This window comes from Mucilaginibacter flavidus (assembly GCF_024055575.1).
Taxonomy (GTDB): domain Bacteria; phylum Bacteroidota; class Bacteroidia; order Sphingobacteriales; family Sphingobacteriaceae; genus Mucilaginibacter; species Mucilaginibacter flavidus.
This window is the reverse complement of sequence record NZ_JAMXOE010000001.1, coordinates 660,926-675,351: the sequence shown is the minus strand read 5'-3', so window position 1 is coordinate 675,351 and position 14,426 is coordinate 660,926. Positions and strand designations below refer to the sequence as shown.

Here is a 14,426-nt window from a genome sequence, read left to right as displayed (position 1 = left end):
ACTTCAATAGTTAGTTTGCAGCCCCGGCTGCTGCATCTTCTTCGTCTTCTTTAAGCTGGCGTAAACGGCGCGGTTCGCTAATTTTCTCTTGTATGGTTTGGAAAATCATAAACAATACAGGGATGGCAAATAATCCAAAAAGGGTACCGATAAACATACCCCCGACAGCGCCGGTACCAATGGAACGGTTGCCGATAGCGCCAGCCCCGGTAGAAAACATCAGCGGCATGATACCGAATATAAACGCAAAGGACGTCATCAAAATCGGCCTTAAACGGGCTTCAGCGCCTTCAATGGCTGCTTTTAGTATCGGCATGCCGGCACGCCTGCGCTCAAGCGCAAACTCAACTATCAGGATAGCGTTTTTCGACAGCAGGCCTATGAGCATAATGAGCGATATCTGTACGTAAATATTACTATCTATACCGGCAATTTTGGCGAAAATATACGTACCCGATAAGCCTATAGGTAATGACAGTAACACAGCCAGCGGCAATATGTAACTTTCGTATTGCGCGCTTAGCAAAAAGTACACAAACACAAGGCACAGTATAAATATGTAAACCGACTGCGTGCCGCTCGATATTTCCTCACGGGTTAAACCCGAAAATTCATAACCATACCCCGCTGGAAGTTTTTCGGCAGCAACCGCTTTTATAGCGTTGATAGCATCACCCGAGCTGTAGCCGGGATTTGGCAACCCGGTAACAGATACCGCAGTAAATAAATTAAAGCGGGATATTGATTCGGGCCCGAAAACTTTTGTCAGGCTGATAAATTCCGTGATGGGTGCCATGGTACCGCTGGCATTGCGTACAAATATTTTGTTAAGCCCTTCGGGATTGGTGCGGTACGAATAATCGGCCTGTACCATTACACGGTACTGCTTGCCAAATTGGTTAAAGTTGGACGCATACAAACCGCCATAATAGCCCTGTAAGGTATTTATTACCGAGGTAACTTCGATACCCGCCTCTTTACATTTGGCCACGTTTACATCAACCTGGAATTGTGGAAAATTTGGATTGAACGAGGTGTTGGTGTTCTGAATTTCTTTGCGTTTGCCAAGAGCTGCCAGGAAATCAGTCATAACTTTGTATATCTCGGCAGAAGTGTGGCCGCCTTTGTCTTCCAATTGAAATTCAAAGCCGCCGCCCTGGCCAAAGCCTTGTATGGTTGGCGGCGAAAAAATAAACATGGAGGCACCGTGAATATTAGCGATTTTGGCATAGAGCTGACCGATAACTTTCTTTATGTCATCATTTTTCCGCTGATCCCATTTCTTCAGCTTCACAATGTCCATGCTATAGGCGCTGCCGCTGCCACCGGTAAAGCTAAACCCAATAATTTGAAGCGTATTTAATACCGAAGGGATTGAGTGTGCAACACTGTCTACCTGTTTGGTTATGGCGCTGGTGCGTTCCATGCCCGAGGCGGGCGGCAAAGTAATACTCACGAAAATGGTTCCCTGGTCCTCGCTGGGTACAAAGCTGGAGGGCGTTGTTTTTATCAGGAAGGTAAGCAATACCCCAAAGAACACAATGGCAACTATCACCACCCATTTTTTGGCGGCCAGCCACTTTACCGATTTTTCGTACTTTTTAGTAACGGTAAAAAACGCCTTATCAAACCGGGAATAAAAAAAGTTAAAAAGACGTTTCTTCTTATGCTCTTCATTATGCGGTTTTAAAAATATTGCACATAATGCGGGGCTCAGCGTTAACGCGTTAACCGCCGATAGCAGGATAGCCACCGCCAGTGTAATACCGAACTGTTTGTAAAATACACCTGTTGAACCGGAAATGAAGGTAACCGGTAAAAACACCGCCGACATAACCAGCGTAATTGAAATAATTGCTCCCGAGATCTCTTTCATTGCATCAACCGATGCTTTGCGCGCACTTTTATAGCCTTTATCAAGCTTGGCATGCACGGCCTCGACAACAACAATAGCATCATCCACTACGATACCGATAGCCAGCACCATGGCAAAAAGTGTAAGCAGGTTAATGGTGAAACCAAACAGATCTAAAAAGAAAAATGTACCCACAATAGCCACCGGCACAGCAATGGCCGGGATCAGCGTCGAACGGAAATCCTGCAGGAAAACGAATACCACTATAAACACCAGTATAAATGCTTCTATAAGTGTGCTGATAACCTTTTCGATAGAGGCGTTCAGGTATTCATTAGCATCAACCAGGTAGGTTAATTTTATGCCCTTGGGGAATGATTCCTGGGCTGTTTCCAGTATTTTTTTGGTATTGTTGATTACATCGCGCGCATTTGAGCCTGATGCCTGGGTAATGCCTACACCGATGGATGGCAAGCCATTTGTTTTTAAGATGGCCGAATAATCCAACGCGCCCAGCTCGATGCGGGCAACATCTTTTAAACGCAGCAACTGGCCTTTGCCAACAGATTTGATAATAATATCGCCAAATTGCTGGGTGGTTTTAAGCCTGCCGGTATATTTTATCACGTATTGAAACGATTCTTTGCTGTTTTCGCCAAACTTACCGGGCGCGGCCTCAATATTTTGTTCGTTCAGGGCCTGGGTAACGTCATCAGGTACCAGGCTATAGCTGGCCATAACGTCCGGTTTTAGCCAAATACGCATAGAGTATTCCTTTTGCGTAAATATCTGTGTGTTACCCACGCCGTTTACCCGCTGAATGGCAGGCACAAGGTTTATCTGGCAATAGTTTTGCAAAAAGGTGTCGTCATAATCCTTGTTTTCGCTGTATAGCGAGAATATCAGAAGGTTACTATTCTGGCTTTTAGCAACTGTAACCCCTGCCTGCGTAACTACCTGTGGCAAAAGGCTCACCGCCCTTGATACCCGGTTCTGCACGTTAACCGCAGCAAGGTCGGGATTGGTGCCCACTTTAAAGAAAATAGTTATTTGTGCCGAGCCATCGTTACCTGCCGATGAGGTCATGTAGGTCATGTTCTCCACACCATTAATCTGCTCCTCCAGCGGAACGATAACGCTTTTCAAAACAACATCGGCATTGGCGCCGCTGTAGTTGGTAGATACAAATACTGTCGGCGGAGCAATATTGGGGTATTGGGATATCGGCAGGTTAATTAAACCTATCACCCCCAAAATAACCAGTAATACCGATATCACCGTGGAAAGTACCGGCCGCTCTATGGATTTTTTTAACATGTTTATTTTCTATGTAGAGACGCAATACTTGCGTCTCAGGATATTTATGTATTGGGGCATTTTATCGTCCGGGCAAATGTATTTAGAGACGCAAGTGTTGCGTCCCTACAGGACTATTTTAAATCTTTAAAAACCACGTCGGGGCTTACTTCAACGGGTTTAATTTCAGTGCCGTCTTTTAAGTTGGTTGCACCTTCGGCAATTATTTTGTCGCCATTTTTTATACCTCCGGTAACCACGTAAAACTGGCCGGGGGTATTATCCATAGTAGTGATGGCCACGTTTTTAACCTTGTTTTGGTTGTCTATTACATAAACAAAACGTTTGTCCTGCAATTCGTAAGTAACGTTCTGCGGCACCAAAATGGCTGATTTTAATAAAACGGGCATACGGACAGTCGCGCTGCTACCAGTGCGTAAAAGTCCCCTGGGGTTTACAAATGCAGCCCTGAAATTGGCCGATCCGGTGCTTGTATTGATTAGCCCGTTTACAGTTTCCACCTTGCCGTTGTGGTCGTAAGTAGTACCGTCAGGTAACAGGAGCGAAACTTTTGGAAGGTTGTTTAATTTTGATTTAAGCGATGTGCCCGTGCTGTCCCTGTTGATGTCCAGCAATTGTTTTTCGTTAATGGCAAAATAAGCATAAACCGTTGCGGTGTTGTAAACTGTTGTCAAAGGGTCTACGGTGGCGCTGCTTACCAGGCTACCCAGTTTGTAGGGCAGCGAACCTATAACGCCATCAACCGGGCTGGTAATTGTTGTATAACCCAAGTTAACTTTAGCATTGGCAAATGCCGCCCTGGCCTGCGCCAATGCCGCCTGCTTGGTTTGCAATGTATTTTGTGCCGATTCAAGCTCATAATGGCTGATGATGTCTTTCTCAACCAACGGCTTTACCTTGTTTACCTGTAAATTGGCGGTATTAACGTCGGCCTGTGCGGTTTGTATACCGGCTTCGGCGGTGCGCACATCCTGCTCGTATTGAGGGGCTTTAATTTTGAAAAGTAATTGACCCTTTTTAACCAGGCTGCCTTCATCTACATAGATACCTTCCACAAAGCCGTCGACTTTAGGGCGTATTTCGATGTTTTGCAGGCCCTGAATGCTGGCCGGATAGTCGGTATTTAAAGTGGCTTCGCGCGGTTGCAGGGTAACCGTTTTGTAGCTTTGTGCCTGCTGAGGGCCACCTGCACCGTTTGCTTGTTTACCTTTTTCGCCACACGACGTTAAAAGCAACGAAAAGCCGGCAATTGCCAGTGTTGGTTTTATTAACCGGGTAAAAGAACGGCCTGTAAAAAAAGAAATTATATTGTTGTTAGTGGTCATGAGCGTGATGGAAAACAGGGGAGTTAAAAAGCCCGCAAATATAGCAGCATTATTTTAGTAGATGTTGGACATAAGTATTAATTGATGAATGCTTAATATTTACCTTTTAAAAGGGGGTTTATTATAGTTGCCGGTTAATCAGGCGCAAACATATTTTTATTTGGGCGGAGTGAAAATAATTTCAATCCAAAGGGCATTTTATTAAACCGAATGCCCTTTTGTTTAAACAATGATACTTGTGTATGACGCGAGAGAGGGGATTGTGTTACAAAGAATGTAGTCTTTTGGACTATTCTATTACCTGAAAAGATTTAAATATTCTTCAAAAACATAAATTTTACCCCTTTGCCCGCCGGTTGTTTCTATGAATATTCCGAGGCGTTCCATATCCCTTGCTAGTTTATAGGCAGATGCTGCCGACAAATCTGCTGCCTTACCTATAACTGCCGTATTTATTATTGGCTTTTGAAACAAATGATGCACTACTTTTTGGGCGTTTGCCGCCCTGCTGCCCAGCGTATTTATTTTTAACTCGATTGTTTTTTGCAATTGCAGTATTTTATCAAATGTTTCAATTCCCTTGGTTGCAGTTTCGATTATCCCCACTAAAAAAAACTTAAACCAATGGTTGATATCATTGCGTTCGCGAACGTTCATCAAATTATCAAAGTAATTACTCCGGTTTTTCTCGAAAAAATCCGACAGATATAAGATAGGTTGATTTAAAATGCCTTTTGAAACCAAATACAAGGTGATAAACAAACGCCCAATCCTTCCATTACCATCTAAAAACGGGTGGATGGTTTCAAACTGGTAATGTATCAGCGCTATTTTAAGCAGCTCCGGAAAATAGGCGGTTTCATTATGGGCAAATTTTTCCAAATCACTCATTAATTCTGCAATGCTGGTATGTACAGGCGGAATAAACTTGGCATCATTTATGGTTGCGCCACCAATCCAGTTTTGGCTCGTCCTGAAATTGCCGGGATGTTTCTGCTCGCCCCTTGAACCTTTTAACAATACCTTGTGTGTATCTTTAATCAAGCGTGATGAAAATGGTAAATGCTGCAAACGCTCAACCCCATAATTCATGGCGCTGATATAATTTTGCACCTCAATCCAATCATCCACACGGTTTGAAGCAATATCCTCCTTTTCCATCATGGCATCGGTAATATTGGTTTTGGTACCTTCAATTTTGCTGGATTGTGTAGCCTCTTTTGCAACATGCATCTGGATAAACATATCCAGGTTTGGAACATATTTTGAGTACATGTCCAGCCGCCCAATTTGCCTGTCGGCGTTCCCCAGCAGTTGAATAAGCTCCATATCATCCAATTTCCACGCCTTATCAATCAAATTTGGCTGAAAGCTTTTGTAATACCCCTGGTTTATGTAAACACCTGCATCAAAGGTTTTCATTTGTTATTTTAGTTTTTTGAATTAAACTAAAATAAAGGTATGAATTATTTTAGATTTTATAAAAAAACTAAAATAAGAAGCGGAGCTGTTTTAGTTTACTAAAATAAGGAATAATACTATTTTAGATTTTACTGGAAAACTAAAATAAGGCTAGCCATTGTGTTAGGAAACTAAAATAACAAATTGTGTTATTTTAGATTTTGCCAAAAAACTAAAATAAGGTGCGGTATTGTTTTAGAAAACTAAAATAAGGAATATTTAACCCTTACAGCCTTTACAACAAATTCAACCACCTCACACCCACTTACTCAAAAACTTGCCAAAGGCTTCCTTATACTGGTCGCCAACGGTGATGTTTATTTTGCCTATTTGCAGGGCATTGCGAGTGATTGAATTTATCTTATCCAACGAGACAATGAACGAGCGGTGTACCCGCATAAACCGTTTGGCGGGCAGCTTTTCTTCCAATGATTTCAAACTGGTTAATGACAGGACCGGCTTTTCGGCGCTTTGCAGCCAAACTTTTACGTAGTCTTTTAACCCTTCGATGTACAGTATGTCGCTGAGTGCTAAACGCACCAATTGGTACTCAACCTTTAAAAATAGATACTCGTCCTCAATACGTTCTTCAACTGCGGCAGCCGGCGCGGCTATGGCTGCTGGAACGGTATTTGATTTCTCAACAAGCTGGGCATAGGCCAACGCTTTGTGGGCCGCATTTAAAAATTCCTCATAATTAAATGGCTTCAGCAGGTAGTCAAGCGCATCAACCCGGTAACCCTCAAGAGCGAATTGATTGTAGGCAGTGGTGAAAATAATTCGGGGCTTGTTTGTTTTGCTGTTATCGAGCACGCGCGCCAATTCAATGCCATTCAAATCGGGCATTTGTATATCTAAAAACAGCACGTCTATTTTTTGCGAGTGTATGGCCCGCAGCGCTTCAACCGCGCTTGAGTAGCGGCCAGCCAAATTTAAAAACGGGGTTTGCTCAATAAATGAGCATACCAGGCCAAGCGCTAAGGGCTCGTCGTCAACAGCTATACAATTAATTGTCATGCCAGGTTAAGTGTTAGGTTAACTAAATATGCGTTTTCGGTAGTGCTTTCGTTTATCAGCAAAGTATGTTTGCCGGGATACAATAAATCAAGCCGGCGCCGCGTGTTATTAAGCCCAATACCGCTGCCTTCCTCTAAGTTATTGTTTTGTTCCTTAATTATAGTGTTAACCACATTTAATTCAATAATACCGTCCTTTTGATTGACAATTATACTAATGTAGCTTGGTTGGGTAGCACTTACACCGTGTTTAAAGGCGTTTTCAATAAATGGCAAAAATATCATCGGCGCAATACCCATGTCTTTCAATGCAGCCGGTGTGCTGAAATCTATTTTAACCACATCGGTTAGGCGCAATTTCATCAGGTCAATATAATCTTTTATAAAAGCAATCTCCTGGCTTAACAGCGTTGTGCTGTTTTGCGTATCATACAATACATACCGCATCATGCGCGATAGCTGGTGAATAGCTTTGCGTGATACTTCTGCATTAATATGTGTCAAAGCATAAATGTTATTAAGCGTATTGAAAAAGAAATGCGGGTTTATCTGCGCTTTAAGGAATGATAGTTCCGAACTCACCCGTTCCTGCTCCATATCCTGGTGAAGTTGTTTATCTTTCTGCCATTTTTGTATGGCGGTTATACTGGTGCTGATGCCTAATACCAGGGCCACATTGGCCAGCATCAAAAAGTCCCAATTGTGATCGCGGCCATGACTCTTTCTCGGCGGGCCGCCTTTATGAAAAGCTATATCCATCAGTCTGTGGATATGAAGCCATTCATCCACATAAATATTGAGCAACACAACTATAGCAACAACGCCGGTAATAATAAGAAAGTAAATGCTGGTTTTATTTTTTAACAAAATTTTTGGCACCAGTACAAACGAATTGACATAAAAGGCCACAACCAATAACCCTAAAATTATGCTTTGTTTTATCCAAAGCTGGTAGGGTACGGTAATGTTCCAGTTAAGCAGCTGAAAAAAATATATCAAACCAAATACGCCCCATATTAATATGTGGATGATAAAGGTTATTATTTTACTTTTTGATTTTGGTATCATTATCCTTAAATTATTAAAAATCAAACGCTTATCACGGTCAATTATAACAACAATATTACAAAGCAAGAGCACACAAACCCAATCAAAATCTATAAGCGCCCAAAACTTATCGACAACGGGGCAAAAACTACCGATAGAAACCGGATTTTATAAACGACAGTAAAAATTCAGCTTTTATAGGTTAAAAATTGGGTTTAGTCTACTCTTATTAAGCCTCTGTCTATCCTGTTTTTTGGTGCCAAAGGTTTGTTATTTATTTGCGGCATCTAAAAAAGAAAACAAGATATGAAATCAATATACTTTTTTATTGCCGCACTGCTTTTAATAAGCGTTAACAGCTTTGCACAAACGGGCCGCGACGTACACGGAACGCTAATAGACAGTACCAAGGCGACCCTGCCCGGCTCGAGCGTTAAATTACTAACCGGGAAAGATAGCGTAAGTACAATCACAGACTCGAAGGGTGCTTTTGTTTTTAACGGCGTAAAGGCGACGCAGATTAGCCTGGTAATACAATCGATAGGCTACGAGCCAAAACGTATACGGCTTACATTTGATAACACCAACAACCCGGTATTTTTAAAACCGATTATATTAAAACGGTCGACAACGATGCTGACAGGGGTTACAATTACCGACGTTGTTCCTGTTAAAATAAAAGAAGATACTGTTGAATTTAATGCAGCCGCCTACAAGGTACGTGACGGCGCACCTGTTGAGGACCTTATTAAAAAGATCCCTGGTGCCGATGTAGATAAGGATGGTAATATGACCTTTCGCGGGAAGAGCGTTACCAAAGTGCGGGTAAACGGCAAAGACTTTTTTGGCGGGGATTTAAAAACGGCCACCCAAAACCTACCTGCCGACGCCGTACAGAACGTACAAATGGTAAACGACTACGGCGACCAGGCAAACATGACCGGCATTAAAACCGGCGACCCTGAGACCGTTTTAAATATCAACATAAAGCCAAGCCGTAACCATGGCTATTTTGGCCAGGCCAGTGTTGGTGCGGGGCATGACCTAATACCCACTAAAGATGGTATTGGCGGCGGCGCCCGTTACTTAGCGCAGGCAAACATGTTTAACTTTAACGATGCCCAGCAAATTGCCGTATTGGGTAACCTTAATAATACCAATACGAATTTGTTTAACGGCGGCGGTCCCGGTGGCCGGCAAGGTGGAGGCGGCGGGCCTCCGGGAGGCAATAACAACCCAACTGGTATATCAATAAATCGTTCTATTGGTTTTAACTATCGTGATAGCTGGGGTAAAAAGATTACAGTGTATGGTAGCTACAGTTTCTCGGATAAGTCGACAAATACTATCAGCAGTACTATTCAAAATAACATATCGCTCGTTAACCCCAGTACCAACTCGCAAAGCAGTGTTAAGGACGATGAAACCAAATTTCACCGTTTAAACTTTAACCTGGAGTGGAAACCTGATACCATTAACTATTTAAAGGTAAGCCCATCTTACACTTACACAGGTCTTAATACTGACCAAACAGGCTCCAACCTTTTAGCTAACCAGTCGGCCACGGTATCAAACTATAGCTTTAAATCACTCAGCAATTCATCAGCACCAAACTATGGCATCAATGCATTGTATAATCACCGGTTTAACAACCATGGCCGTAACTTCAGCATAAACATTGGTACGGGCCGCTCAACCAGCAGGGCTTATCAAAACCCGGTATACACCTATATCGACGGCGCTGCAAATGCCCCTCTCGACCAGTTTATCAATACAAACAGCCATACCGATACTATCGGTACATCGCTTTCGTATATCGAGCCGCTGTCAAAAAAGGCGTACCTGGAGGTTAACTACAACTACCGCCACAGCTATACCACTGCCGACAAACAAACCGATACACTGGTTACCAACAGCACACAAATAAACAATTATCCCCTGTTAAGCAATAACTACAATTTTACGTTTATAACCAATCGCTTTGGTTTAAACTATCGTTTTGTAGAGAAGAAGTACAATTATGTATTAGGGATTACCGCGCAGCCTTCTGTTTTAAAAGGCTACTCGGTAACTACAGGCATGCCAACCAACTCAACGGCGTTTAACGTATCTCCTAATGCGCATTTTATTTATAACTTCTCGCGGTCGCAATCATTCAGCGCCAACTATAGCGGCTCGAGCAACCAACCAAGTTTTTCGCAATTGCAGCCGGTTACTGATTTCTCCAGTGCATCGTACCCTATTACTGGTAACCCCGAGCTAAAGCCCGAGTATAACAACCGGATAGATTTCAGGTACAATAACTTTAGTTTCGAAACAGGAAATATCTTCTTCAGTAATTTATCGTACACCGCAACATCCAACAAAATTGTTTCAAATACAGTGACTTACCCTGTTAACTACCCGCTTAACAGCAAACTGGCAGGTACTATTGAAACGCAATATCTGAATACCAGTGGCTATTCAGCTTTGCAAGGTTTCTTTGTATTCAACAAGCCTTGGCAAAAACGCAAGTATAACCTGTTTTTGCAGGGTAATGTATCGTACATCAACAATGCATCATTCATCACAAATATCGATGCGACTACGTTTGACCCGACCACTGAAAAAAATAATGCAAAAACTTGGGTAATAGCGCCGGCAGTACGTTTCAGGGTTGATATTACAGATATTATTGATGCTGAAGCCAATACCACTTATACCATTAACTCTTCAAAAAACTCGATAAACCAGCCGGGAATTAACGACAATTTCCGCACCTGGCAGCTGGGCCTTAATGGTAAAAACTATTTTTGGAAAAACTGGACACTAAGCTACGATTATACCAAAATGCTGTACTATGGTTATAAAGGCTCAACCAATCCCAACATATTTAACACCTATGTTGAGCGCAGGTTCCTGAAAGGTAACATGGCAGCCGTACGTGCCGGGGTTTACGATGTGTTTAATGAGAACACCGGCTACACCAGCACGCAAAACGGAAACTTTGTGACTCAAACCAATGCCAATAAATTAGGCAGGTATTACTTGTTAACATTTACTTACCGTTTTACCAAAATGGCGGGCAAAGCACCTAATATGGGGCCAGGTGGTCCCGGTGGTCCGCGAATGGGCGGCGGCCCTCCGGGTGGTGGTGGCTTTGGCGGCCCTCCGGGCGGCGGCGGATTATAATTTTAGCTGATAGAGCTATGTTGACAATGTGTTCAACATAGCTCTATTGGTTGTTTATAAGGATTTTACATGAAATTTTTGTAACGATACCGTATAACTGTGCGTCATACAGGTATTCAGTAATAAAGACCTTAATGATTTTAAATAATCATGAGAAAAGGTGCGGGAGGTGAGATACCCGGCCTGGATTTAGTTGATTGGCCTGGTAACAACCGGGACTGATTTTAACATTAAAAGGGCGTTCCGGGGTGAGATACGGAACGCCTTTCTTTATTTTTTGATTTCACCGATTCGGGGATGATTGCACCGATTTGACACGATTCAGGGATTACCAGGATTGTATCATTTTCAAATCTTCAAATCAACTCATCTTCAAATTATTTTTCCAGCCTTTCTTCTAAAACCACCGTTACGCTGTCGCCTTCTTTTTTATTGATGAGTTTTTGCATTTCTGCTTTTACCGGCAGTTTGTGCGTACCATCGCCTAAGGCCATAAAGGAACTGCGGAAAGGATGACCGTCGACTGTGCCGCGCACTTTAACTAAGCCGCGGGTTTTAAAAAACGAAACTGATTCAGGCCATATTACATAGGTCCAGCCGCCTTTGTTGGGGCTTTTTAACAGCATTGCTGTAAATTGTTCGTTTAGCGTACTCATGTTACTATTATTTAAAGTTAACAGATTGAACAATACAAACATACTTTCATTATGCCGGGAGAGTGAGTGGCATTAATGACAACATGAGGTGGTTTAAATGACAATAATATGATGTGTAAATGTACATTGAAATTCTTTGGTGTAATTGGTAATTTAATAGATTTGCCGCCGCCAGTTATACTTTGATGCATCAAAAGCATCTTATTAAAATGCCGTTATAATGAAACACCTGCTTGATAATCCTGCCTGGAATGCGCTGCACTCCGGAAATTCCCAATTCGCTGTCGGTACCGGTAATGTTAAATATTTTCAGCCGGATGTTTCGCCATTTGCCGCGCTGAATGAAAATACAGTTGAAAACCTGCAGGCGCTTTATGACATGGCCCCGCCGCAGGCTTTTTTTGGTGTGATTTCACCGGTTGAAATAACTATCCCCGAAAGCTGGCGACTAATTGAACGTATGGATTGCCTGCAAATGGTGTGCGAAACGCCCGCCCGGCAGGTAGATAAGAAACAGGAATTTGTCACTTTAACCGAAGAACACGTGCCCGCAATGCTCGCGCTTACTAAATTGACCAATCCCGGCCCGTTTGCACAAAGAACCATAGAGTACGGGCATTACCGCGGAATTTTTGAGGGCGGGGAACTGGTGGCAATGGCGGGCCAGCGTTTAAACCCAAAACCCTATGCCGAGGTAAGTGCCGTATGCACCCACCCCGACCATGTTGGCAAAGGCTATGCTGCCCGGTTAATTATGTACCAGGTGGAGCGCATAAAGGCGGCCGGCGAAATTCCATTTCTGCATGTGTTAGCAAAAAACGAAAGGGCGATAAATCTTTACCACTCGCTTGGGTTTGAAACCAGGACGAGGATATTTTTTTACGTGATTAAGAAGGGGTAAGAATTGTAGAGACGCGATGCATCGCGTCTCCTGCTTGCAATTCAGCGCAAATTCGCGGTTCCCACAAAATTACAGCGCCCGGAATTGCAGATACCTGTCCTGCGTGAGACGCGAAGCATCAAGTCTCTACGAGGGAAATCTTATGATTTTCTCAATAAATCCGAAATCAAAATCACCCATTTATCGGGAAACAAACCACAAATTCCGTGTGGCCCGGTACCGAACTGACTTTTATCGAGCCGTTATGCTGGTTTACAATCCGTTGAACTACTTCTAATCCCATGCCCGTGCCTTTGCCCATTTCTTTGGTTGTAAAGAACGGGTCGAACACCCGTGAACGTATTTCTTCCGGGATGCCGGGGCCATCATCAATGATGCTGACACGAACAAATTCTTTGTCTTTTTCGGTTTTGATGGTTAATGTGCCTTTGCCGTTTTGGTCCATAGCGTCAAAGGCATTGTCAAGCAAATTGGTCCAAACCTGGTTTAGCTCGCCAATCAGGGCTTTTACAGGTGGCAAGGTAAAATCGAAATCTTCAACCAGGGTGATATTGCCTTTCTTTTTACGGTAGCCAAGCATGGTTAGGGTATTGCGGATACCGATGTGGATATCTGCATATTGCTTGTCTGCCCCGCGGTCCATGTGGGTAAATGTTTTAACTGATTTTACCAGCTCGGCAATACGGCGTGCGGATTCCTGGATATCTTCAACCATCTTTTCGGTAACCAGCAGGGTGTTTATCCACCCAAAAACTGGCGATAAAAAAGCATCCGGGATATTTTTTTTAAAGTCTTCAAGGTCTGTCACTTTAAAATTAAAATCAACCAGGGTTTCGGCCATATCGTAAGCATCTTCTATGCCTAGCCCATCCAGCCAATCGGAAATTTCTTCTTCGCGTTTGGTTTTTTCTTTCAGCGTTAGCCTTGGCCGGTCCGTTTCGGCCAATACGCGAAATAATGCATCATTAACAGCGTCAACCTGCCCGCTATCCATTTTAATGGCCGTAAGCTTTTTAAAAGTTTGGGGCTCGAGGCGGAGGTGCTCACGTAATGAAACGGAGTCGCGCACTATAGCCGATGCAGGGTTATTGAGTTCATGTGTCAGTCCTGCAGACAGCTTACCAAGCGCCATCATTTTTTCGTTTTGCTGCTGAAAGGCTGTAAACTCTCGCACCCTGTTGCTCATCACGTGCACCAATGCCTGGGTAAGCTCAAAGTGGTCCTTTATCATTTCCCGGATCCGTTCAGTTGGGAAGGTAAGAATGCGCGCTTCGTTCCGCACTTTCATGTAAACGCTTGAAGTTTTGCCACGCGAGTAGGGCAGGTAACCGGTAATTACCCCGGCGCCAAAAATTCCCAGTTCGCGTTTGCTGTTACTTTGCGATACAAATGCTGCGAACTCGCCGCTAATGATAAAATGGGGGCCAACCATCGGATCCCCGGGTTTTACAAATAGTGTCCCCTCGGGCAAAATCCGCTCTTCACAAGTATCTATCAGCCATTGCAACTGCTCATCAGGAACGTTTGCCAATGCTTCGAATGTTCTGAGGGTATTTATGGTAATGGGTTCCATGATAGTTATGTATAGTCCGAAAGTCGGAAAAGTCCGGAAGTTCGAAAGTAAAATCTTTCTGTCAAACTATCGCACACTAATTCCTATAACTAATAAATATCGTA

At 43.2% G+C, this 14,426-nt stretch carries 9 protein-coding genes; 2 read left to right on the top strand and 7 right to left on the bottom strand.

Translation table 11 applies throughout. From position 1 onward, the window contains the following. Positions 1–10: 10 nt before the first annotated feature. From NAF19_RS03025 to NAF19_RS03005, 5 genes are all read right to left on the bottom strand, one after another. A complete protein-coding gene (locus NAF19_RS03025; RefSeq protein ID WP_252788268.1) occupies positions 11–3,172 on the bottom strand; it encodes an efflux RND transporter permease subunit in 3,162 nt (1,053 codons plus the stop codon). A gap of 113 nt (positions 3,173–3,285) precedes the next feature. Continuing rightward, positions 3,286–4,497: an efflux RND transporter periplasmic adaptor subunit gene (locus tag NAF19_RS03020; RefSeq protein WP_252788267.1), complete on the bottom strand. Its 1,212-nt coding sequence runs from the start codon at positions 4,495–4,497 to the stop codon at positions 3,286–3,288. 297 nt (positions 4,498–4,794) lie between these two features. Then, positions 4,795–5,919: a Fic family protein gene (locus NAF19_RS03015; protein WP_252788266.1), complete on the bottom strand. Its 1,125-nt coding sequence runs from the start codon at positions 5,917–5,919 to the stop codon at positions 4,795–4,797. A gap of 294 nt (positions 5,920–6,213) precedes the next feature. Then, entirely contained in the window at positions 6,214–6,975 is a 762-nt protein-coding gene (locus NAF19_RS03010) for a LytR/AlgR family response regulator transcription factor (protein ID WP_252788265.1), read from the bottom strand. Further along, complete coding sequence (locus tag NAF19_RS03005; RefSeq protein WP_252788264.1) at positions 6,972–8,042, bottom strand: sensor histidine kinase; 1,071 nt, start codon at positions 8,040–8,042, stop codon at positions 6,972–6,974. Before NAF19_RS03005 ends, NAF19_RS03010 begins: the two co-directional genes overlap by 4 nt. Positions 8,043–8,327: 285 nt before the next feature. Between NAF19_RS03005 and NAF19_RS03000 the strand changes: the two genes are divergently transcribed. Beyond that, positions 8,328–11,192, top strand: coding sequence for an outer membrane beta-barrel protein (locus NAF19_RS03000; RefSeq protein ID WP_252788263.1), 2,865 nt, complete (start codon positions 8,328–8,330; stop codon positions 11,190–11,192). 377 nt (positions 11,193–11,569) lie between these two features. Here the strand turns inward: NAF19_RS03000 and NAF19_RS02995 are convergent, their stop codons facing one another. Then, complete coding sequence (locus NAF19_RS02995) at positions 11,570–11,848, bottom strand: DUF1905 domain-containing protein (protein WP_252788262.1); 279 nt, start codon at positions 11,846–11,848, stop codon at positions 11,570–11,572. A 220-nt stretch (positions 11,849–12,068) separates the two neighbouring features. Between NAF19_RS02995 and NAF19_RS02990 the strand changes: the two genes are divergently transcribed. After that, on the top strand, positions 12,069–12,749 hold the full coding sequence (locus tag NAF19_RS02990) for a GNAT family N-acetyltransferase (RefSeq protein ID WP_252788261.1): 681 nt from the start codon (positions 12,069–12,071) through the stop codon (positions 12,747–12,749). Between the two features lie 172 nt (positions 12,750–12,921). Here NAF19_RS02990 and NAF19_RS02985 read toward each other — a convergent pair whose 3' ends face one another. Continuing rightward, positions 12,922–14,322 carry an ATP-binding protein gene (locus NAF19_RS02985; RefSeq protein ID WP_252788260.1) on the bottom strand — a complete coding sequence of 467 codons (1,401 nt, stop codon included), beginning with the start codon at positions 14,320–14,322 and terminating at the stop codon, positions 12,922–12,924. Positions 14,323–14,426: the final 104 nt, after the last annotated feature.

Bases quoted from the DNA above. Each gene is read 5' to 3' on its own strand.
- NAF19_RS03025 (WP_252788268.1), bottom strand. From the start codon at position 3,172: ATGTTAAAAAAATCCATAGAGCGGCCGGTACTTTCCACGGTGATATCG.
- NAF19_RS03020 (WP_252788267.1), bottom strand. From the start codon at position 4,497: ATGACCACTAACAACAATATAATTTCTTTTTTTACAGGCCGTTCTTTT.
- NAF19_RS03015 (WP_252788266.1), bottom strand. From the start codon at position 5,919: ATGAAAACCTTTGATGCAGGTGTTTACATAAACCAGGGGTATTACAAA.
- NAF19_RS03010 (WP_252788265.1), bottom strand. From the start codon at position 6,975: ATGACAATTAATTGTATAGCTGTTGACGACGAGCCCTTAGCGCTTGGC.
- NAF19_RS03005 (WP_252788264.1), bottom strand. From the start codon at position 8,042: ATGATACCAAAATCAAAAAGTAAAATAATAACCTTTATCATCCACATA.
- NAF19_RS03000 (WP_252788263.1), top strand. From the start codon at position 8,328: ATGAAATCAATATACTTTTTTATTGCCGCACTGCTTTTAATAAGCGTT.
- NAF19_RS02995 (WP_252788262.1), bottom strand. From the start codon at position 11,848: ATGAGTACGCTAAACGAACAATTTACAGCAATGCTGTTAAAAAGCCCC.
- NAF19_RS02990 (WP_252788261.1), top strand. From the start codon at position 12,069: ATGAAACACCTGCTTGATAATCCTGCCTGGAATGCGCTGCACTCCGGA.
- NAF19_RS02985 (WP_252788260.1), bottom strand. From the start codon at position 14,322: ATGGAACCCATTACCATAAATACCCTCAGAACATTCGAAGCATTGGCA.